This window comes from Agreia sp., from assembly GCF_964263775.1.
In the GTDB taxonomy this organism is placed as follows: Bacteria; Actinomycetota; Actinomycetes; order Actinomycetales; family Microbacteriaceae; genus Agreia.
Map to the genome: position 1 here is coordinate 45049 of NZ_CAXVWM010000021.1, position 20406 is coordinate 65454.

General features: G+C 66.2%; 20 protein-coding genes. All 20 read left to right on the forward strand.

Annotated elements, in window-relative coordinates; genetic code table 11:
• The first annotated feature begins 21 nt into the window (after nt 1-21).
• Nucleotides 22-1701: an arginine--tRNA ligase gene (locus tag ACE5CZ_RS02355; RefSeq protein WP_374945755.1), complete on the forward strand. Its 1680-nt coding sequence runs from the start codon at nt 22-24 to the stop codon at nt 1699-1701.
• Between the two features lie 9 nt (nt 1702-1710).
• Nucleotides 1711-2481: a DUF2993 domain-containing protein gene (locus ACE5CZ_RS02360; protein ID WP_374945756.1), complete on the forward strand. Its 771-nt coding sequence runs from the start codon at nt 1711-1713 to the stop codon at nt 2479-2481.
• The gene (locus tag ACE5CZ_RS02365) at nt 2481-3389 is read left to right on the forward strand and encodes a hypothetical protein (protein ID WP_374945757.1); all 909 of its coding nucleotides are present in this window, start codon (nt 2481-2483) and stop codon (nt 3387-3389) included. Before ACE5CZ_RS02360 ends, ACE5CZ_RS02365 begins: the two co-directional genes overlap by 1 nt.
• A gap of 116 nt (nt 3390-3505) precedes the next feature.
• Nucleotides 3506-4939 carry a diaminopimelate decarboxylase gene (gene lysA / locus ACE5CZ_RS02370; RefSeq protein ID WP_374945758.1) on the forward strand — a complete coding sequence of 478 codons (1434 nt, stop codon included), beginning with the start codon at nt 3506-3508 and terminating at the stop codon, nt 4937-4939.
• Nucleotides 4936-6294: a homoserine dehydrogenase gene (locus tag ACE5CZ_RS02375; RefSeq protein ID WP_374945759.1), complete on the forward strand. Its 1359-nt coding sequence runs from the start codon at nt 4936-4938 to the stop codon at nt 6292-6294. Before lysA ends, ACE5CZ_RS02375 begins: the two co-directional genes overlap by 4 nt.
• A gap of 4 nt (nt 6295-6298) precedes the next feature.
• The gene (gene thrC, locus ACE5CZ_RS02380) at nt 6299-7396 is read left to right on the forward strand and encodes a threonine synthase (RefSeq protein WP_374945760.1); all 1098 of its coding nucleotides are present in this window, start codon (nt 6299-6301) and stop codon (nt 7394-7396) included.
• Nucleotides 7393-8325 (forward strand): homoserine kinase, encoded by a 933-nt coding sequence (thrB, locus tag ACE5CZ_RS02385; RefSeq protein ID WP_374945761.1) that lies wholly within the window; start codon nt 7393-7395, stop codon nt 8323-8325. The genes thrC and thrB overlap by 4 nt, the downstream gene beginning before the upstream one ends.
• A gap of 195 nt (nt 8326-8520) precedes the next feature.
• Nucleotides 8521-10698, forward strand: coding sequence for a transcription termination factor Rho (gene rho, locus ACE5CZ_RS02390; protein WP_374945762.1), 2178 nt, complete (start codon nt 8521-8523; stop codon nt 10696-10698).
• A 3-nt stretch (nt 10699-10701) separates the two neighbouring features.
• Nucleotides 10702-11784: a peptide chain release factor 1 gene (gene prfA / locus ACE5CZ_RS02395; RefSeq protein WP_374945763.1), complete on the forward strand. Its 1083-nt coding sequence runs from the start codon at nt 10702-10704 to the stop codon at nt 11782-11784.
• Nucleotides 11785-11792: 8 nt separating this feature from the next.
• A complete protein-coding gene (prmC, locus tag ACE5CZ_RS02400) occupies nt 11793-12695 on the forward strand; it encodes a peptide chain release factor N(5)-glutamine methyltransferase (RefSeq protein WP_374945764.1) in 903 nt (300 codons plus the stop codon).
• Between the two features lie 66 nt (nt 12696-12761).
• The gene (locus ACE5CZ_RS02405; protein ID WP_374945765.1) at nt 12762-12953 is read left to right on the forward strand and encodes a PLDc N-terminal domain-containing protein; all 192 of its coding nucleotides are present in this window, start codon (nt 12762-12764) and stop codon (nt 12951-12953) included.
• A 21-nt stretch (nt 12954-12974) separates the two neighbouring features.
• A complete protein-coding gene (locus ACE5CZ_RS02410; protein WP_374945766.1) occupies nt 12975-14237 on the forward strand; it encodes an acyltransferase family protein in 1263 nt (420 codons plus the stop codon).
• A gap of 56 nt (nt 14238-14293) precedes the next feature.
• Nucleotides 14294-14968: an L-threonylcarbamoyladenylate synthase gene (locus tag ACE5CZ_RS02415; RefSeq protein ID WP_374945767.1), complete on the forward strand. Its 675-nt coding sequence runs from the start codon at nt 14294-14296 to the stop codon at nt 14966-14968.
• Between the two features lie 3 nt (nt 14969-14971).
• Nucleotides 14972-16186, forward strand: a complete 1215-nt coding sequence (locus ACE5CZ_RS02420) for an MraY family glycosyltransferase (protein ID WP_374945768.1) — start codon at nt 14972-14974, stop codon at nt 16184-16186.
• 1 nt (nt 16187) lies between these two features.
• Nucleotides 16188-16661, forward strand: a complete 474-nt coding sequence (locus ACE5CZ_RS02425; protein WP_374945769.1) for a hypothetical protein — start codon at nt 16188-16190, stop codon at nt 16659-16661.
• A 202-nt stretch (nt 16662-16863) separates the two neighbouring features.
• A complete protein-coding gene (gene atpB, locus ACE5CZ_RS02430; protein ID WP_374945775.1) occupies nt 16864-17661 on the forward strand; it encodes a F0F1 ATP synthase subunit A in 798 nt (265 codons plus the stop codon).
• Between the two features lie 46 nt (nt 17662-17707).
• Nucleotides 17708-17941: an ATP synthase F0 subunit C gene (gene atpE, locus ACE5CZ_RS02435; protein ID WP_035837596.1), complete on the forward strand. Its 234-nt coding sequence runs from the start codon at nt 17708-17710 to the stop codon at nt 17939-17941.
• Between the two features lie 31 nt (nt 17942-17972).
• Nucleotides 17973-18542 (forward strand): F0F1 ATP synthase subunit B, encoded by a 570-nt coding sequence (locus tag ACE5CZ_RS02440; RefSeq protein WP_374945770.1) that lies wholly within the window; start codon nt 17973-17975, stop codon nt 18540-18542.
• 4 nt (nt 18543-18546) lie between these two features.
• Entirely contained in the window at nt 18547-19344 is a 798-nt protein-coding gene (locus ACE5CZ_RS02445; protein ID WP_374945771.1) for a F0F1 ATP synthase subunit delta, read from the forward strand.
• Nucleotides 19345-19404: 60 nt separating this feature from the next.
• Nucleotides 19405-20406, forward strand: a 1002-nt coding sequence (gene atpA / locus ACE5CZ_RS02450) for a F0F1 ATP synthase subunit alpha (RefSeq protein WP_374945772.1), incomplete at its 3' end; no start/stop codon positions are given.

The window sequence follows — 20406 nt, forward strand, 5'->3', positions numbered from 1 at the left end:
CGAACGGTAAGATCGACGCTCGTGACTCCCGAACAGCTCTCCCGTGCCCTCTTCGACATCGTGGCCGCTCGCTTCGAGCTGCGCCGTGCCGACGGCGAGAGCGTTCCCGACGCGCACATCACGCGTGCCGACCTCGCACTCGAGCGCCCGAGAAACCGAGACCATGGCGACTGGGCCTCCAACGTGGCCATGAAGTTCGCCGGCCGCCTCGGCACGAACCCCCGCGCGTTCGCGGCCGAGATCACGCCCGAGATCGAGGCGATTCCCGGCGTCGCGTCGGTGGATGTCGCAGGTCCCGGCTTCATCAACATCACGCTCGACACGGCCGCGGCAGCCCAGATCGCCCGCCAGATCGTCGAGGCGGGCGACACGTACGGCCGCAACGACTCGCTCGCCGGCCACTCGGTCAACATGGAGTTCGTATCGGCGAATCCGACGGGTCCGCTGCACCTCGGCCACACGCGCTGGGCGGCACTCGGCGACGCGATCGCCCGCGTGCTCACGGCATCCGGGGCCGAGGTCGCGACCGAGTACTACATCAACGACGCCGGCAACCAGATGGACAACTTCGGCCTGTCGATCCTTGCCGCGGCCCAGGGCGAGCCGACACCCGACGGCGGATATCCCGGCGCCTATATCGGCGAGCTCGCCACGCACGTGCTCGAGAAGGCCCCTCAGCTGCTCGATCTTCCGCGAGACGAGGCCGTCGGCCTCGCCCGAGACCTCGGGTATCTCCAGCAGCTCGAAGAGATCAAGGACTCGCTCGAGCGTTTCCACGTGCACTTCGACGTGTTCTTCTCGGAGCGCACGCTGCACGAGATCGATCCCGAGACAGGCCGGAGCCTCATCGACGACGCGGCCGACAGGCTGCGAGCCCAGGGACATGTCTTCGAGGCCGACGACGCCCTGTGGGTGCGCACCACCGATTTCGGCGACGACAAAGATCGGGTGCTCACGCGCGGCAACGGCGTCGTCACGTATTTCGCGGCCGACGCCGCCTACTACCTCAGCAAGAAAGATCGCGGCTTCACCGAGAAGATCTACCTCCTGGGCGCCGACCACCACGGTTACGTGGGCCGGCTCAAGGCCTTGGCTGCAGCCGCGGGCGACGACCCCGACGTGAGCATCTCGGTGCTCATCGGCCAGCTGGTCAACCTCAATGGCGCAAAGCTCTCGAAGCGGGCCGGCAACATCATCGAGCTCGACGACCTGCTCGTGTGGGTCGGGGCCGACGCACTGAGGTATTCGCTCGCACGGTATCCCGCCGATTCGCCGCTCTCGCTCGACGGCGACGTTCTGCGGTCGAAGACCAACGACAATCCGGTGTTCTATGTGCAGTACGCGCACTCGCGCACCCGTTCGGTTGCACGAAATGCTGCGACCGCCGGCGTCGAACGGTCGGTCTTCGACCCCTCATTGCTCTCGCACGAGGCCGAGACCGAGCTGCTCGGTTCGCTGCAGGAGTTTCCGCGGATCGTGCAGAAGTCGGCCGAACTGCGCGAGCCGCATCGCATCGCCCGCTATCTCGAGGAGGTCGCAGGCCATTATCACCGCTGGTACTCGCAGGCCCGTGTGCTTCCGCTCGGTGACGAGCCGATCAGCGACCTCCACCGCACCCGGCTGTGGCTCAACGACGCGGCGGGCCAGGTCATCCGCAACGGACTCGATCTGCTCGGCGTCTCCGCCCCGGAACGGATGTAGAAAGTCATCGTGGGAGAGTCGACGAGCGTGATCGAGAGGCAGCCGCGACAGCGCCGACGCAGCAGCGGCGTCGTCATCGCCGTGATCGTCGCAGTCGTCGTCGCGGTGCTCGTCGTGGTCGCAGATGTGGCGTTGCGAGCGTACGCCGAGAACCGGGCGACTGCAGAGATCACGTCGAGCCTTCCCGACACCGTGCGGGGTGACGTCGACGTGAAGATCAGCGGGTTCTCGTTTCTGCAGCAGTACCTGTCGGGCACTTTCGATCGCGTGACGCTCGACGCGCCCGACCTCATGGTCGACGGTATTCCGGTCGATGCCCGCGTCGTGGCCACCGGCGTTCCCACCGACTTCGCAAAGCCCGTCGACGCGCTGTCGGCCGAGCTGACCCTCAGTGAAGACGCCGTGAACAGCGTCGTCGAGGTTCCGGGAGCGGCGAGCCTGGCGCTCGAGAACCAGGCCATCGGCTACGACGGATCGATCTCGTTCCTGGGGCTCAGCCTCGATTACTCGGTGACCGCCGCGGTCTCGGTCACGGCCGACTCGGTGGTGCTCTCGCCCCAGACGGCAACCCTCACCGCGGGGACGACGGTACTCGACGCGTCCGATGCATTGAATGCCGTCCTCGACGAGTCGATCCCCCTCTGCGTCGCGAGCTACCTGCCGTCGGGCGTCCAACTGCACCATGTGTCCGTGGTGCCGGGATCCGCGACCGTGACGCTCGACGCATCCGATTTCACCCTCGACGAGGCGAGCCTGCGTTCCGTGGGAACGTGCCCGTGATGGCATCTCCGTTCACCTTGTACGACGTGCCCGAATCCGCCGGGGCCGCTCGGGCACTCGCCGTCACCGCCGACGGTGCCATCTGGTGCGTTGTGGGCTCCGCCGGCACCGTCGTGCGGCTGACGCCCGACGGCGAGCAGATTCGACACGAACTCGGGGCCGCGGCTGAGCCCCACTCCGTGGCGGCTGCCACGCGGGACTCGGTCTGGGTCACCGATCGCGGGTCCGACCGCGTGCTCCGGATCGATGCCTCCGGAATCGTCTGGTCGGCCGTCGTCCCCACCCCGCATTCCGGGCCGGCCGGCATCGTCGGGCTCGACGACGGCAGCGCCTGGTTCGTCGAAGAGTTCGCGGATGCCGTCGGGCACGTCGACATTCTGGGTCGCGTCGCCGAGTTCGACACGGGCGTGCCCAGGGGAGCCCCGGTGTCCATCGCCTCCGACGGCTCGTCGGTGTGGTTCGCCCTTCCCGGCGAGGGCGCCGTCGCCCGTGCTCGCGGTGGGGATTCGCTGCCCGGCCTCGTGCGTTTCGACGACCCTCGTGCCGCCCCGGCGGATGTCGGTGTCGGTGGCGACGGATGCCTGTGGTTCGCCGATCCCGCTCGTCACCTGGTCGGGCGCGTGAGTCGCGGTGGGGCCGTCACGGAGTTCGTGCCGGCGGGCGGATCGGCGCGGCCCACGCGCGTCGCGGCTGATCGAAGAGACGGCTGCTGGTTTCTCATGGAGGACGTCGGCGAGCTCGGTCATCTCGACGGCTCGGGGCGCATCACGATCATCGCCGTCCCCGATGATCGTGGCGCCCCCGTCGCGATCGCGGTGGCCCCGTCGGGCGACGTCTGGCTCGCACTGGAGTGCGGGGTGCTCGCACGGCTGCACTCCTCCGCGGGCCTCGCGGCGCACATCCAGTAGTATTCTGCTGTCGCCCGCCTGCGGGCGTGCAGACGGCTTCAGGAACCAATCCGGGTTCGCTCGCCCCCACCCGACCAGTGGTCCCGTGCCGGGACGATCGATCTCCAGGATCCTCCATGACCTCCGTCGCAAGTCCCCTCGCGCCCGACTGGCTGTCCGTGCCGGTCGACGCCAATGAGCTGTCTCCGGTCGTCTGGCCTTCCAGCGCCCACCGCGACAAGCACGGTGTGCTCTCCATCGGGGGAGTTCTGGCCACCGACCTCGCCGGCCAGTACGGGACCCCCCTCTATGTGGTCGACGAGGAGCATCTCCGCTCACGCGCCCGCGACACGCTGGCGGCCTTCTCGTCTGAGTTCGAGCGAATCGGAACGCGGGCCAAGGTCTACTACGCGGGCAAGGCGTTTTTGAGCACGGCGGTCGCGCGGTGGGTCAGCGACGAGGGACTCGGCGTCGATGTGTGCACCGGCGGCGAACTCGCCGTCGCCCTGGCAGCCGGGGTCGACGCATCCCGCATCGGCATGCACGGCAACAACAAATCGATCGCCGAGATCGAGCGCGCCGTGGCGGCCGGTGTCGGCACGATCGTGATCGACAGCGAGATCGAGATCGACCGTGTGGCGGATGCTGCGGCGCGCCTCGGTAGGGTTCAGTCCGTCAGACTGCGAGTGAACAGCGGCGTGCACGCCCACACGCACGACTTTCTCGCCACCGCCCACGAAGACCAGAAGTTCGGCTTTCCCCTCGCTCGTGCCGAGGCGGCCGTGCGCACGATTCGCGCCCGACCGAGCCTTGCGTTTCTCGGGCTGCACTGTCACATCGGATCGCAGATCTTCGGCGCCGACGGCTTCGCGGAGTCGGCGTCTCGACTCCTGGCGGTGCACTCGAGGCTGCTCGAAGCAGGACCCGTGTCCGAACTGAATCTCGGGGGAGGGTTCGGCATCGCCTACACGACCGCCGACGATCCGACCCCCATCGCCGAACTGGCCGCGCGCATCGCCGATATCGTCGAGGCGGAATGCCGGGCGCTCGACATCCCGCTTCCGGTTGTCGCGTTCGAACCCGGGCGTTCGATCGTCGGGGGTGCGGGAGTGACCCTCTACAGCGTCGGCACGATAAAAGACGTCGACGTGACCCTGCCCGGCGAGACGTCGGATGCGACCGCAGCACGTCGCTACGTGAGCGTCGACGGCGGCATGAGTGACAACGCGCGCCCGGCCCTCTACGGGGCCGACTATTCCGTGCGCATCGCGGGTCGCGCGTCCGATGCCGACGCCGCCCTGGTGCGCATCGCCGGCAAGCACTGCGAGTCGGGAGACATCGTCGTCTACGCCGACTACCTCCCGGCCGACGTGGCCCCGGGCGACCTGCTGGCCGTTCCCGCGACCGGGGCGTACTGCTGGGCGTTGGCGAGCAACTACAACCTCGTCGGTCGACCGCCCGTCGTGGCCGTGGCCGACGGTGAGGCGACACTCCTCATTCGCGGCGAGACCGAACACGACCTTCTCGCGCGCGACACCGGTGTCGCCTCGACCGAACCTGGAGCATCATGATCGCGTACCGCAACCTCCGAGTCGCCCTGCTGGGAGCCGGTTCCGTCGGTGCCCAGGTGGCGACCCTGCTCACAGAGCACCACGACGAACTCGCGGCGCGGGTCGGCGCCGGACTCGACCTGGTCGGCATCGCCGTACGCGACGTGGATGCTCCCCGCTCGGCTCCCATAGACCCCGCCCTGTTGACGACGGATGCGATGGGCCTGATCGAGTCGGCCGACATCGTGATCGAGCTGATGGGCGGCATCGAGCCCGCCCGAAGCTACATCCTGCACGCACTCAACTCCGGCGCCGATGTGGTCACCGGAAACAAGGCGCTGCTCGCCGCCCACGGGCCCGAACTGCAGGCCGCCGCCGAGCAGGTCGGCGCGCAGGTCTACTATGAGGCCGCCGTCGCCGGAGCGATCCCCATCATCCGTCCGCTGCGCGAGAGCCTTGCCGGCGACAGGGTCGAGCGCATCCTCGGCATCGTGAACGGCACGACGAACTTCATCCTCGACAAGATGGACGTCGAGGGCGACACGTTCGAGAACGCGCTGGCCGTGGCCACCGAGCTCGGCTATGCCGAGGCCGATCCGACCGCCGACATCGAGGGCTACGACGCGGCTCAGAAGGCCGCGATCCTCGCCCGGCTCGCGTTCCATACCGACGTGCCCGTCGAGGCGGTGCACCGCGAGGGCATCACCCAGGTCACCGCGGCCCAGGTGAGCCAGGCCCAGAAGGCCGGCTACGTGGTCAAGCTGCTGGCGATCTGCGAGCGACTCACCGACCCCGAATCGGGCGTCGAGGGTGTCTCGGCCCGCGTGTATCCCGCCCTGATCTCGCGGCAGCATCCGCTCGCTGCCGTTCACGGGGGCAAGAATGCCGTGTTCGTCGAGGCCGAGGCCGCGGGCGACCTGATGTTCTACGGCGCGGGGGCGGGGGGCCTCGAGACGGCATCCGCGGTACTCGGCGACGTCGTCTCGGCGGCTCGGCGCCACGTGGCCGGAGGCCCCGGTGTCGCAGAGACGACGCACGCGAACCTCACGATCCTGCCGATCGACAGCGTGAGCACCCGCTACCAGATCACGCTCGAGGTGTCGGATGCGCCGGGCGTGCTTGCGCGCATCGCCTCGCTGTTCAGCGAGCACGGCGTATCGGTCGAAGCAGTGCAGCAGTCGATCGCGTCGGTCGAGTCCGATTCGGGCAAGACGGATGCCGTGGCGGCCGGAACGCCGGGTCCCTCCGGCACCGCTACCCTTGTCATTGTCACGCACTTGGCCAGCGAGCGCGCACTGTCGCGCACGGTGGCGGCCATCGCCGACCAGCAGGTCGTCGTGCGGGTCGAATCCGTCCTGAGAGTTGAAGGAGCATAATCCCGTGAGCACTACACGAGCATCCCGCCAGTGGCGCGGAGTGCTGCACGAGTACGCGGACCGTCTCGACATCTCGGAGGCGACTCCCATCGTGACGCTCGGCGAGGGCGGAACGCCCCTCATCCCGGCGCCCGCGCTGTCTGCTCGCACCGGCGCCCAGGTCTATGTCAAGTTCGAGGGCATGAACCCCACTGGCTCGTTCAAAGACCGCGGCATGACCATGGCCATCTCCAAGGCGGTCGAGCATGGCGCGAAGGCCGTCATCTGCGCATCCACGGGCAACACCTCGGCATCTGCGGCGGCCTACGCCACCCACGCCGGCATCACGGCAGCAGTGCTGGTCCCCGAGGGCAAGATCGCCCTCGGCAAGCTCAGTCAGGCCATCGCCCACAACGCCGAGCTGCTGCAGGTTCGCGGCAACTTCGACGACTGCCTCGACATCGCGCGCGACCTCGCGGCGAACTACCCCGTGCACCTCGTGAACTCGGTGAACCCCGACCGCATCGAGGGCCAGAAGACCGCGGCCTTCGAGGTCGTCGAGGTGCTGGGCGACGCTCCCGACTTCCACATCGTTCCGGTCGGCAACGCGGGCAACTACACGGCGTACTCGCGCGGATACTCCGAAGAACTCGTGCGTGGCGAGACAACCAAACTTCCCCGCATGTTCGGGTTCCAGGCGTCGGGCAGCGCGCCGATCGTGCGCGGCGAGATCGTTCGCAATCCCGAGACGATCGCATCCGCCATCCGCATCGGAAATCCGGCGTCGTGGGAGCTTGCACTCGCGGCCCGCGAGGCCAACGACGGCTACTTCGGCGCAATCGACGACGACAGGATCCTCGAGGCGTACCGCATTCTCTCGTCTGAGGTCGGAATCTTCGTCGAGCCCGCTTCGGCGATCAGCGTCGCAGGCCTCCTCGAACGCGCCGACGCTGGAGTGATCGGCAAGGGCGCCGTCGTGGTGCTCACGGTCACGGGCCACGGTCTCAAAGACCCGCAGTGGGCGCTCAAGACCGCCGACGGATCCGACGTGACGCCCACGTCGGTGGCCGTGGACACCGACGAGATCGCCGGCGTGCTCGGTCTGTCGAAAGCCGGCTCGTGAGCCTTGCGGGGCGTTCGGTCACGGTCAAGGTTCCGGCCACCACGGCGAACCTCGGCCCCGGATTCGACACCCTCGGCCTGGCGCTGGCGCTCTACGACGAGTTGACGGTCACTGTCAGAGACCACCCCGGAGCGACCGTGCAGGTCACCGGCATCGGTGCGGGCGAAGTGCCCACCGACGAGTCCAACCTGGTCGTTCGAGCCATCGCCCACGCGTTCGCGGCCTATGACCAGCCAATGCCCGGGCTCGATCTGGTTGCTCACAACGTCATTCCCCACGGCCGGGGCCTCGGCTCGTCGGGCGCGGCCATCGTGTCGGGAATCATGGCGGCACAGGGGCTGCTCGAGGGAATCGTCGAGATCGATGCCCTGGGCCTGCTCGCGCTGGCCACCGAGATGGAGGGGCACCCCGACAACGTGGCGCCCTGCCTCTTCGGGGGTCTCACGATCGCGTGGGTCACGGCTGAGGGCCCGCAGTTCAAGAAGCTGATCGTTCACCGGGGCGTCTCGCCGCTGGTGCTCGTGCCGCAGGCCACGATGTCGACGGCCCTCGCGCGGAGCCTCCAGCCCGAATCCGTGCCGCACGCAGATGCCATCTTCAACGTCTCGCGATCCACGCTCCTGATCGCGGCCCTGATCCAGAGCCCCGAGCTGCTTCTCGCCGCGACCGAAGACCGGTTGCATCAGAACTATCGCGCCGAGGCCATGCCCGACACATCCCGTCTGATCGGTCTCCTGCGCGAGCAGGGCTTTCCGGCGGTCGTGTCCGGGGCCGGGCCGAGCATCCTGGTGTTGTGCAGCGATCCTGCCCAGCGTCTTGCCGCGGTCGAACTGGTCGAGTCCGAGTCGGCCACGCCGTGGAGATCCCTCGTTCTGGCTGTCGACTTCAAAGGTGCTACAGTGGTCACGCATCCGGTTGAAGCGGCTTGATCCAAGCTCGTACCCGGTAGCAGTCTCACATTCATCGCTGCCCCCGCGACATTCGCGTACTGGCTCAGCACCTCGCGCCCATACGCCTCGTACTCGGACAGCTCTCTGTTTAGAACCGCCTGCATAGAACCGAACACTTAGCACCGCCCCGGCGGCAGGCTAAGAGCGGTCAGCAGTGGAAGGAACCCCACACACGTGACTGACGTCAATCTCCGCGCCCCCGGCGCGGAAAACCGCACAGACCTCGCCGGCCTCAAAGTCGCTGAGCTGTTAGCGCTCGCCAACGCCCTCGGCATCACCGGCGCAGCTCGGCTCCGCAAGGGCGAACTCGTCCAGGCGATCACCGATCACCAGGCAGGCGATTCCGCTGCCCCGGCGAACAACGTCGACGAGGCACCCGCGCCTTCGGCCGATCAGCCGGCTCCCGCATCCGAACAGCTGCCGACGACGGCCGACCTCCCCGAGAACGCTCGTGCTGAAGCCGTCGCCGACGACGCCTTCGTTGCCGCACCGCTCGCAGATATCGCCCCTGTCGACGAGTTCGTTCAGGTCGAGTCGCCGCAGGTCGACACCTCGGCTCCGCGCAAGCGCGCCCCTCGCCGCGCCAAATCCGTCGACGGCGCCGGCGCTGTCGAACTCGAGACCCGCACCCCCGCCGTGTCGCATGTTAATGCCAAGAGCGAAGAACTCTCCGCGCTCCTGCCGCCCGTCACCCGCGGACGCGCAGCAGACAAAGACGTCCGCGCCTCGGGTGCCGTCGTCACCGAAGACAGCCAGGGCTCCGAGACCGAAGAGTCGCGCTCCGAGCAGCCCCGCGAGCAGGGCGGTCGTCAAGGCCGCAACCGCAACCGCAATCGTGACCGCGGCGGCAATCAAGACAAGCAGAACACCCAGGAACAGCCCGCAGACAGCGCCCAGGTCGCGGAGCGTCCGTCGACCGATCGTGCGGGCGCCGCGCGCGGCCAGAACGAGAACGGTCAGAACGGTCGTAGCCAGAACGGTCGCGGCCAGAACGACCGCGGCCAGAACGACCGCGCCCAGAACGAACGTAGCCAAAACGAACGCGCCACGAACGAGCGCAGCGACTCGAACGGACCGGCGCTCGACGACGACGGCCGTAACGACCGCAGCGCGCGCAACCGCTACCGCGATCGCAAGCGACGCGGGCAGACCGGTAACGACGAACTCGAGCCCGAGGTCAGCGAAGACGACGTTCTGATTCCGGTGGCCGGAATCCTCGACATCCTCGACAACTACGCGTTCGTGCGCACGAGCGGCTACCTGCCCGGCAACAACGACGTCTACGTCTCGCTGGGCCAGGTCAAGAAGTACAACCTGCGCAAGGGCGACGCTGTCGTCGGATCGATCCGCCAGCCTCGCGAAGGCGACGGCAACGGCCGGCAGAAGTACAACGCGATCGTCAAGATCGAATCGATCAACGGGCTTCCGATCGAGGAGGCCGCCACGCGTGTCGAATTCAACAAGCTCACCCCCCTGTACCCGCAGGAGCGCCTGCGCCTCGAGACCGAGCCCGGCAAGCTGACGCAGCGCATCATCGACCTGGTCGCGCCCATCGGCAAGGGCCAGCGCGGGCTCATCGTCGCGCCGCCCAAGGCCGGCAAGACCATCGTGATGCAGCAGATCGCCAACGCGATCTCGACGAACAACCCCGAGGTCCACCTCATGGTCGTACTCGTCGATGAGCGTCCCGAAGAGGTCACCGACATGCAGCGAACGGTCAAGGGCGAGGTCATCGCCTCGACGTTCGACCGGCCGGCCGAAGACCACACCACCGTCGCCGAACTGGCCATCGAGCGCGCCAAACGCCTGGTCGAACTCGGGCACGACGTCGTCGTCCTCCTCGACTCGATCACGCGACTCGGCCGGGCCTACAACCTGGCCTCCCCGGCGTCGGGCCGGATCCTCTCCGGCGGCGTCGACGCATCCGCGCTCTACCCGCCGAAGCGTTTCTTCGGTGCCGCCCGCAACATCGAGAACGGCGGATCGCTCACCATTCTGGCCTCGGCACTCGTCGAGACCGGCTCGAAGATGGACGAGGTGATCTTCGAGGAATTCAAGGGCACCGGCAACATGGAGTTGCGGCTCTCGCGTCAGCTGGCCGACAAGCGCATCTTCCCGGCCGTCGACGTCAACGCGTCGGGAACACGTCGCGAAGAGCTGCTCATGGGCGTCGACGAGACGAAGATCACGTGGAAGCTGCGACGCGCCCTCGCCGGTGTCGACCAGCAGCAGGCGCTCGAGATCGTTCTCGGCCGCCTGAAAGAGACCTCGTCGAATGTCGAGTTCCTCATGCAGGTGCAGAAGACGATGCCGGCTCCCGCGGGTCACAACGGACGCGACCTGGAGAAGTAGGACATGTTCGAGTCAGTCGAGACACTGCTGACCGAGCATGACGAGTTGCAGGAGCAGCTCGCCGATCCGGCGCTGCATTCGGATCCGGCCCGGTCGAAGAAGGTCAATCGTCGCTACGCGGAACTCAGTCGCATCATCGCGGCCTACCGCCAGTGGCAGCAGCTCGAGAGCGACCTCGCGGCGGCCCAGGAGATGGCCGCCGAGGATGCATCCTTCGCCGAAGAGGTTCCCGGAATCACCGACGACCTCGCGGTCGCCGAGGAACGGCTGCGTCGTCTCCTGATTCCGCGCGACCCGAACGACGGCCGTGACGTCATCATGGAGATCAAGATGGGCGAGGGCGGTGCCGAATCGGCGCTGTTCGCCGCGGATCTGTTGCGCATGTACCTGCACTATGCCGAGAGCAAGAAATGGAAGACCGAGATCATCGAGCAGACCTCGAGCGACCTGGGGGGCATCAAAGACGTGCAGCTCGCCATCAAGGGCTCGTCGACCGATCCGGCGCAGGGAGTCTGGGCCCACCTCAAATACGAGGGCGGCGTGCACCGTGTGCAGCGTGTTCCCGCCACCGAGTCACAGGGGCGAATCCACACGTCTGCGGCCGGCGTGCTCGTGTTTCCTGAGGTCGATGAGCCCGAAGAGGTCGAGATCAGCGCCAACGACCTGAAGATCGATGTCTATCGTTCCTCGGGCCCCGGCGGCCAATCCGTCAACACGACAGACTCCGCCGTGCGCATAACCCACCTTCCGACCGGCATAGTCGTGGCGATGCAGAACGAGAAGAGCCAGCTGCAGAACCGCGAGGCGGGCATGCGGGTGCTGCGCGCCCGGGTACTCGCGCGCCAGCAAGAGGAGATCGACGCCGCCGCATCCGTCGTTCGTAAGAGCCAGATCCGAACGATGGACCGCTCCGAGCGGATCCGAACCTACAACTTTCCCGAGAACCGGATCGCCGACCACCGCACGGGGTACAAGGCGTACAACCTCGACGGTGTCATGAATGGAGCCCTCGAGCCCGTCATCGAGTCGTGTATCGCCGCTGACGAAGAGGCGCGCCTGCAGGAGCTCGGGGGAGCGGCCGAATAATGACCACGATGGTCGGTGAACAGACGGCAACCTCCATGCCGCCGACGGTCAGAACCCTTCTCGAGCATGGCGTCGCCGTTCTGGCGAAGAGTGGCATCGCCGACCCGCAGGTCGACGCCGAGTTGCTCGTCGGCTTCGTGCTCGGCGTGAGCCGCGGCCAGGTGCAGGCCATGACGATCACAGACAAGAAGCTGGGCGTCGAGGATGCCGTCGCCATCACCGAGGCGATCGAGCGCCGCGCGGCCCGCGAGCCGCTCCAACACATCACGGGCGTAGCCTGGTTCCGCAACCTCGAACTCGAGGTGGGTCCTGGAGTCTTCGTGCCGCGGCCCGAGACCGAGTTCGTGGCCGGTCTCGCCATCGATTCGCTGCGTTCGATCGTCATCGATCCGCGTCGCGAAGACGGCCCGATCGCGGTTGACCTCGGAACGGGAAGCGGCGCGATCGCCCTGTCCCTCGCCACCGAGGTTCCGCACGCCCAGGTGGTCGCCGTCGAGAACAGTTCTGCGGCATTCGTGTGGACGAAACAGAACTTCCGACGCATTGACGCAGAGAACGCGCGCCTCGTGTTCATCGACCTGGTCGATGCCGTTCCCGAACTCGACGGCATCGTGTCGGTGGTCGTGTCGAATCCGCCGTACATTCCGGCTCGCGCCATTCCCCGCGACCCCGAAGTGCGTCTCTTCGATCCGGAGTATGCCCTCTACGGGGGAGAGGACGGTCTCGACGTGATCAGAGACGTCTCTCGCACCGGCCTCCGGCTGCTGCACTCGGGTGGCGTGCTCGTGATCGAGCACGGCGAGCTGCAGGGCAGCGAAATCAGGCGACTGCTGGATGCCGACGGCTGGCATGCCACAGCCACTCACCGCGACCTCACCGGGCGCGACAGGGCGACGACCGCTCTGCGCTGAGAGCGCCGCTAAGCTTGGGCGGCGACGCTCGAACAGCGTGGCCCCACGACGACCAGGAGTGAAATCATGGAACCGATCAGCGCAACCATCGGAAGCATCCTGCTGTTCGTCATCTTCGTGGCAACGGTGATCTCCATTGTCCGCAACCCGAACCACGGTTTTGGCGGCAAGCTTGTCTGGTTCATCGTGGTGCTTCTGCTCTCTGTCCTCGGATCCATCCTCTGGCTGCTTTTCGGTCGCGGCAAGGTCACCCGGTAGGGCTCGGCCCTCCCACACGCGATGTCGAGGCTCGAGGCCGCGAGCGAATCGATACTCCGTCGAGCGCCGCTGATCGGCGCACTGACCGGCATCCGTGCGTTGGCCGCGTTCTGGGTATTTCTGCGCCATTTCCGCACGGAGATCGTCGACGCACTCGGGCCTGGTCCGGTCACGCAGCTCGTGGTGCACGTCGCCTCAGCCGGCTACCTCGGCGTCGATCTGTTCTTCATCCTCAGCGGATTCATCTTGACCTACACCCATCTCTCGACGATGACGACGAGTTTCGGCTGGCGCACCGCAGTGGGATTCCTCTGGCTTCGGCTGGCCCGCGTCTGGCCGCTCACGGCCTTCGTCCTCATGCTGTTCGGTGCGTACTTCCTCTTCCAGGCCCTGTCGTCGGGCGATCCCGCGTTCCTCGCGCAGGCGGATCCAGGTCGGCTGATCATGCACCTCACCCTGCTGAACGGGTGGTTTCCGGCTCCGCTCGACTGGAACGGGGTGGACTGGTCTGTCAGCGCGGAATGGATGGCGTATCTGACATTCGCCGTCGGAGTCGTCGCCCTCGCACGGTTCGCGGCCGTCGCATCCCGGCGTGTCATGATCACGGTCATCGTGCTGCTCATGCTCCCCGTGGTCATCGTGGGGGCCAGCATGCAAGACGACACGATCTTCCTCTTCGCCAACGACAGCTACGTGACGGCGGCCGGTGTCCTGCCGATCCGCGTTCTCGGCGAGTTCTGGATCGGCGCCGTTCTGTCGCTTGTACTGTCCCGGTATCTCGGCACGCAGGCGAACCCGCAGACTCTCCGACCGTTCGAGCGGTTGCCCTTGGCGACGCTGTCCGCCGTCGCCGTCGTCGCCGTGTTGCTGGCCGTGGCCTACAACGACCCGCAGCCCTTCATGCGCGCCGGGCAGCAGGAGTTTCGCCACGGCATCGACATGATCGCTCCTGCCGAATCGATCGTCGTTCTTCCCTTCTTCGTGCTCCTGATCGCATTCCTCGCGATCTGTCCGAGGGATCCCCTGTCTCGCGTTCTCGCGACGAGGCCGTTCCTCGTGGCAGGACGCGCCTCCTTCGCGTTCTACCTCGTGCATCCGCTCGTGATCGGGGCAGGACTCGCCGCCGCATCCTTTCTGAACGCGGAGTCCGGCTCGCTGCTGCTCGTGGTCGGCATCGGAACGGCGGCCGCCGCGTGGGCAAGCGCGTGGATTCTGTGGCGATTCATCGAAGAGCCGGCCAGAAGGCTGCTGAGACGGATGCTTCCGGCCCACATCCGGGTCTGACCCGCCAACCCGCCTGTCTGACCCTCGCAGACTCTGCGGCTATCATTGGGGTCGACATGGCTGCCCTCTACGACTGCTCGGTTCCGTCCGAGCTCCTGACGGGAATGCGTCTCGCCCGCTCTGCAATCGGCCGCGGCGCCCTCGTCGTCATTCCCACCGATACCGTGTACGGCATCGCCGCCGATGCGTTCAACCCGGTCGCCATCCAGGCCCTGCTCGATGCCAAGGGGCGCACTCGCAGTTCGCCGCCGCCCGTCCTGGTTCCCGGCGTCGCGACCCTCGACGCTCTCGCCGAGACGGTAAGCGAGCCCGTGCGCAATCTCGTCGACGCGTTCTGGCCCGGCGGCCTCACGATCATCGTTCCCGCCCGGTCGTCGCTCGCCTGGGACCTCGGCGAGACGCGCGGCACGGTTGCCCTGCGCCAGCCGTCCGATCCGATCGCTCTCGAACTGCTCACCGAGGTCGGACCTCTGGCCGTGTCGTCGGAGAACCTCACGGGCGAGCCTGCGGCGACGACGGCATCCGTCGCCCTCGAGAGTCTCGGTGACAGCGTCGAGGTCTATCTCGACGGCGGCGCGACCGACTCGGTCACCTCCACGATCGTCGACGCGAGTTCGTTCGGCACCGACGGTTCTCTTCGCATCGTTCGCCACGGAGCCGTCTCCGAAGAGCAGCTGCGCGCGGTCCTGGGTGATGTCCTCGCCGCGCCGGGCGACCGACTGGATGGCTGATCGGTGCGGATCTACCTTCTCGTAGCCGCCATCTCGGCCGTCGTCACCTTCGGGCTGGCGCTCGTCGTGTACAAGTTGAGTCACCGCTTCAGGCTCTATCCGAAGATCCGCGAACGTGATGTGCACACACGGCCGACACCGCGCCTCGGCGGCATCGCCATGTTCATCGGAATGGTGGTCGCGTTCGCGGTCGCCTCCCAGGTAGACGGCTTTCGTCTGGTGTTCGTCAATCCCGGGCCGGTCTTCGCTATCTTGGGGGCCGCGCTGATCATCGTGGTGATCGGTGTCATCGACGACCTCATCGATCTCGACTGGACCATCAAGCTCGCCGCCCAGATTCTGGCGTCGTGGCTGCTCGTCTGGCAGGGCGTCGCCATCGTCTCGCTTCCGATCGCGGGAACCCTCGCCGTCGGCTCCGGCGTGATGTCGCTCATCATCAGCCTGTTCGCCGTCGTGCTCGTGATGAACGCCATCAACTTCATCGACGGTCTCGACGGCCTCGTCGCCGGTGTGTGCCTCATCGCCAACGGGGTGTTCTTCCTCTATACATTTCTGCTCATCCAAGAGGGTTCGGCCACCGACTATTTCAACCTGGCCGCTCTGATCTCCGCCATCCTCATCGGTGCCTGCGCCGGATTCCTGCCGCTCAACTGGCACCCCGCGAAGCTGTTCATGGGCGACGCGGGCGCGATGCTGGTGGGATTGCTGATGGCGACGAGCGCCATTGCCGTGACCGGGGTCATCGATCCCGCCACCCTGGGTCGCCGTGAGCTGCTCCCGGCCTTCATCCCTATTCTGCTGCCGTTCGCCATCCTCGTTCTTCCGCTACTCGACTTCGGACTCGCGGTCTTCCGTCGGCTCCGCGCCGGCAAGAGTCCCTTCAGCGCCGATCGCAAGCACCTGCACCACCGCCTCCTCGACATGGGGCACTCGCACTTCCACGCTGTTCTCATCTTCTACGCGTGGACCGCCGTGGTCTCGGTCGGCTGCCTTCTCTTCTTCCTCGTGCCGTCGGGCTATGCCGTGGTCTTTCTGCTCGTCGGCCTGATCGTCTGCACGGTCGTCACCCTTGCTCCCCTCAGCCGCCGCAAGGTCGTCGAGGCCACGGCGCAGTCAACTGAGCCCGAAAGCCCGGAGGCGCCGATCGCGGCGTCGCTCGATCCGCTCGACGCGGCATCCGGTGCACTGTCGCCCCCCGCAGAAACGAAAGGCGCCTAACGTGTCGACTCCCGCCCCCCGCGCCACACCCGCCGTCGCCGGTTCCTCGGCACGGCCCGTCTTCGTGCGCATCCTCAAGCTGGGGGCGATTCTCGCCCTCGCGATTGCCGTCATCGGGGGAGCGGCCGGGTTTGTCGTCGATGGGGAACGTGGTCTCGTCAGCGCACTCGTGGGCACGGCCATGGCCATCCTGTTCACGGGTCTCACAGCTTTTTCGATCCTCGTGGCCAATCGATTCTCGGGCACCGAGTTCTTCACCGCCATCTTCTTCGCCGTCGTGATGGGTGCGTGGATCGTCAAGTTCGCCATCTTTCTGGTGCTTGTATTCCTCTTGAGGGATGCAGACTGGATCAACCCCGTCGTCATGTTCATCTGCATCATCGCGGGCGTGCTCGGATCTCTCATCGTCGACGTCGTCGTCGTCGCCACATCCCGAATGGGCTATGTCAGCGACGTCACCCTGCCCGGTGCGTAAGAATCCATGAGTGCCCGCCCGATTCGGTGCGGTGAGAGCGCTTCTCGATTGGTCAGGTGGCCCTAACTCTTGATAGGGTTGATGAAGATCGTTCCGCTGCCCCACTCGGGTTCTCACCCGTAGGCAGCACCCCCCATCATTCGTCGTCGCGAGAGCTTCGCTCCACGCCCCGAACCAGGAGACAGCGCTGTTAGCTAACGCCCTGAACTTGCTTGTGCCGTTGGCCGCCGATGATGGTGAATTCCACGGTCCGTCCATCGAGGAATTCTTCCCCGAGGTTCTCTTCTTTTCCGGAACGCCTTTCGAGATCAACCGGGTCATCCTCATCCGCTTCATCGCCGTCGCGGCGATCCTGATCCTCTTCTGGCTCGCCACCCGCAAGATGAAGCTCGTTCCGACGCGGGGCCAGAGCATCGCCGAGATGGCCTTGGACTTCGTGCGGGTCAACATCGCCGAAGACCTGTTGGGAAAGAAAGACGGTCGGCGCTTCCTCCCGATCCTGACCACGATCTTCTTCATGGTCCTCGCCATGAACCTCACGGGCGTCGTGCCGTTCCTGAACCTCGCGGGAACGTCGGTCATCGGTGTGCCCCTGGTACTCGCGGTCGTCGCCTACGTCACCTTCATCTACGCCGGAATCAAGAAGCACCCCGGGGCATTCTTCAAGAACGCTCTCTTTCCGCCCGGAGTTCCTCCGTTCCTCTACATCATCGTGACGCCGATCGAGTTCCTCTCGACGTTCATTCTGCGTCCGGTCACGCTGACCCTGCGACTGCTCATGAACATGGTCGTCGGGCACCTGTTGCTCGTGCTGTTCTTCGGCGCAACCTGGTTCTTCTTCTTCACCGCGAGCGGCTGGTTCACGCTGTTCGGAGTCGGAACGCTCGCCTTCGGCTTCGTGTTCACGCTGTTCGAGATTCTCGTCGCCCTGCTCCAGGCCTATGTCTTCACCCTGCTCACCGCTGTCTACACCCAGCTCGCGCTGGCTGAGGAACACTAAACGAATTAGGCAGCCGCCTCATTCGCCATCACGGAAGGAAACACACGTGGACGCAACAACCGTTCTCGCCGAGATCAACGGAAACATCGCGACGGTCGGTTATGGTCTCGCGGCCATCGGCCCGGCCATCGGTGTCGGCATCGTCGTCGGAAAGACCATCGAGGGCGTCGCCCGCCAGCCCGAGCTCGCAGGCCGCCTGCAGGTTCTGATGTACATCGGTATCGCCTTCACCGAGGCACTTGCTTTCATCGGTATCGCTACCTACTTCATCTTCGTCTGATCCCGCTTCGCTCAAGAGATAGGAGGCTGGAATGCTTCACGCAGTTCTAGCTGCCGCAGAGGGCACCGAAGAGCCGACGAATCCGCTCATTCCAGAGACCTACGACATCGTCTGGTCGCTGCTCTGCTTCGCCGTCATCCTGTTCTTCTTCTGGCGGATGGTGCTTCCCCGGGTCAAGACGATGCTCGACGAGCGGTCCGCCGCGATCGAGGGCAACATCGCTAAAGCCGACGCCGCCCAGGCGCAGGCCGAAGCAGCTCTCGAGCAGTACACGGCACAGCTCGCCGAGGGTCGCGCCGAAGCCGGCAAGATCCGCGAGCAAGCGCGAGCCGACGCTCTGAAGATCTCCGCCGAGATCAAGGAGCAGGCGCAGGTCGACGCCGGCCGCATTCAGGCGCAGGCGACGAGCCAGATCGAAGCCGAGCGTCAAGCGGCCGTCGTGTCGCTGCGCGCTGAGGTGGGCAGTCTTGCTCTCGACCTGGCTTCGGGTGTCATCGGAGAGTCCGTGAAGGACGACGCGAAGGCAGCCGGCATCGTCGACCGTTTCCTTGCAGACCTCGACGCGTCTGAGGCAGCCGCCCCGACCGCCGGAAACAAGTAAGAACATGGGATCAGCGACCAGAGAAGCCATCGCGGGCGTGCGAGCCAGGCTGTCAGGGCAGGGCGGTTCCGCCACGCTCGCCACGGGTGAGCAACTGCTCTCCGCAGGCCGGGTCATCGGTGAATCGTCGGCACTCCTGTCGCTTCTCGCAGACCCGTCCGCTGACCAAGCGTCGAAATCCGGGGTCGTGGCCGAGCTCTTCGGCTCGAAACTCGACGCCGAGGCCGTTCGCATCCTGAGCGACGTCGCGTCGAGCCGCTGGTCATCCCACGACGACCTGCTCCAGGCGATAGAGGAACTCGGCTTTCGAGTTCTGGCCGATTCGGCCACGAGCGCCGAGTCGATCGAGGCCGAGCTCGCCCGTTTCGGCGAAGCAGTCTCGACGAGCGATGAACTCGAGCTCGCGCTCGGTTCGAAGCTCGGCGCCGTCGATGCGAAATTGAAGCTGGTCGATGCATTGCTCGAGGGCAAGGCGTCTCCGCAGAGCCTCGCGATCGTGCGGCAGCTCGTCGCGCAGCCCCGCGGTCGTCGAATCGGTGAACTCCTGAGGGTGGCGGCCAACATCGTCGCCGACCAGTCAGGCAAGTCGATCGCCACGGTCACCAGCGCGGCGCCCATCGCTCCCGCGCAGCTGGAGCGCCTCGAGAGGGGGCTGTCGTCGCTGTACGGACGCGCCCTGTCGGTGAACCAGCAGATCGATCCCGCCCTCATCGGCGGTCTTCGCATCCAGGTGGGAGATGATGTCATCGACGGCAGCGTCTCCGCCCGCATCAATGATTTGAGACTTCAGCTCGCTGGCTAGCCTCTCCCGGCTGGCTTGCTACACGCCGGAGCGAATCCTTCGGCAGAAAAAGGAAAAACGATGGCAGAACTATCGATCAGCCCCGACGAGATCCGTGGTGCTCTTCAGGACTTCGTGAAGTCCTACGAGCCCGGCAAGGCGACTAAGACGGAGGTCGGCTACGTGACCGACGCCGGCGACGGCATCGCGCATGTCGAGGGTCTTCCCGGCGTCATGGCCAACGAATTGATCCGCTTCGCCGATGGCACGCTGGGCCTGGCCCAAAACCTTGACGAAGACGAGGTGGGTGTCATCATCCTGGGCGAGTTCTCGGGCATCGTCGAGGGCATGGAGGTGCAGCGCACGGGCGAGGTGCTCTCGGTTCCCGTCGGCGACGCCTACCAGGGCCGCGTGGTCGACCCGCTGGGCAACCCGATCGATGGCCTCGGCGAGATCGCCTCCGAGGGTCGCCGGGCTCTCGAGCTCCAGGCGCCCGGCGTGATGCAGCGCAAGAGCGTGCACGAGCCGATGCAGACCGGCATCAAGGCGATCGACGCCATGATCCCTGTCGGCCGCGGCCAGCGACAGCTGATCATCGGCGACCGCCAGACCGGCAAGACGGCCATCGCCATCGACACGATCATCAACCAGAAGGCCAACTGGGACTCCGGCGACGTCAACAAGCAGGTTCGCTGCATCTACGTCGCCATCGGCCAGAAGGGCTCGACCATCGCCTCGGTGAAGGGCGCCCTCGAAGACGCCGGAGCGCTCGAGTACACGACGATCGTCGCGTCTCCCGCCTCTGACCCGGCCGGCTTCAAGTACCTCGCTCCGTACACCGGCTCGGCCATCGGCCAGCACTGGATGTACGGCGGCAAGCACGTTCTCATCATCTTCGACGACCTGTCCAAGCAGGCCGAGGCCTACCGTGCGGTGTCGCTGCTCCTTCGTCGTCCGCCGGGACGTGAGGCATACCCGGGTGACGTCTTCTACCTGCACTCGCGTCTGCTCGAACGTTGCGCCAAGCTCTCCGACGAGCTGGGTGCCGGATCGATGACCGGTCTCCCGATCATCGAGACCAAG

Excerpts from the sequence above, each read along its gene's own strand:
- ACE5CZ_RS02375 (WP_374945759.1), top strand. The coding sequence starts at position 4,936 with ATGATCGCGTACCGCAACCTCCGAGTCGCCCTGCTGGGAGCCGGTTCC.
- ACE5CZ_RS02365 (WP_374945757.1), top strand. The coding sequence starts at position 2,481 with ATGGCATCTCCGTTCACCTTGTACGACGTGCCCGAATCCGCCGGGGCC.
- ACE5CZ_RS02405 (WP_374945765.1), top strand. The coding sequence starts at position 12,762 with ATGGAACCGATCAGCGCAACCATCGGAAGCATCCTGCTGTTCGTCATC.
- ACE5CZ_RS02440 (WP_374945770.1), top strand. The coding sequence starts at position 17,973 with ATGCTTCACGCAGTTCTAGCTGCCGCAGAGGGCACCGAAGAGCCGACG.
- lysA (WP_374945758.1), top strand. The coding sequence starts at position 3,506 with ATGACCTCCGTCGCAAGTCCCCTCGCGCCCGACTGGCTGTCCGTGCCG.
- prmC (WP_374945764.1), top strand. The coding sequence starts at position 11,793 with ATGGTCGGTGAACAGACGGCAACCTCCATGCCGCCGACGGTCAGAACC.
- prfA (WP_374945763.1), top strand. The coding sequence starts at position 10,702 with ATGTTCGAGTCAGTCGAGACACTGCTGACCGAGCATGACGAGTTGCAG.
- ACE5CZ_RS02415 (WP_374945767.1), top strand. The coding sequence starts at position 14,294 with ATGGCTGCCCTCTACGACTGCTCGGTTCCGTCCGAGCTCCTGACGGGA.
- ACE5CZ_RS02445 (WP_374945771.1), top strand. The coding sequence starts at position 18,547 with ATGGGATCAGCGACCAGAGAAGCCATCGCGGGCGTGCGAGCCAGGCTG.
- ACE5CZ_RS02410 (WP_374945766.1), top strand. The coding sequence starts at position 12,975 with ATGTCGAGGCTCGAGGCCGCGAGCGAATCGATACTCCGTCGAGCGCCG.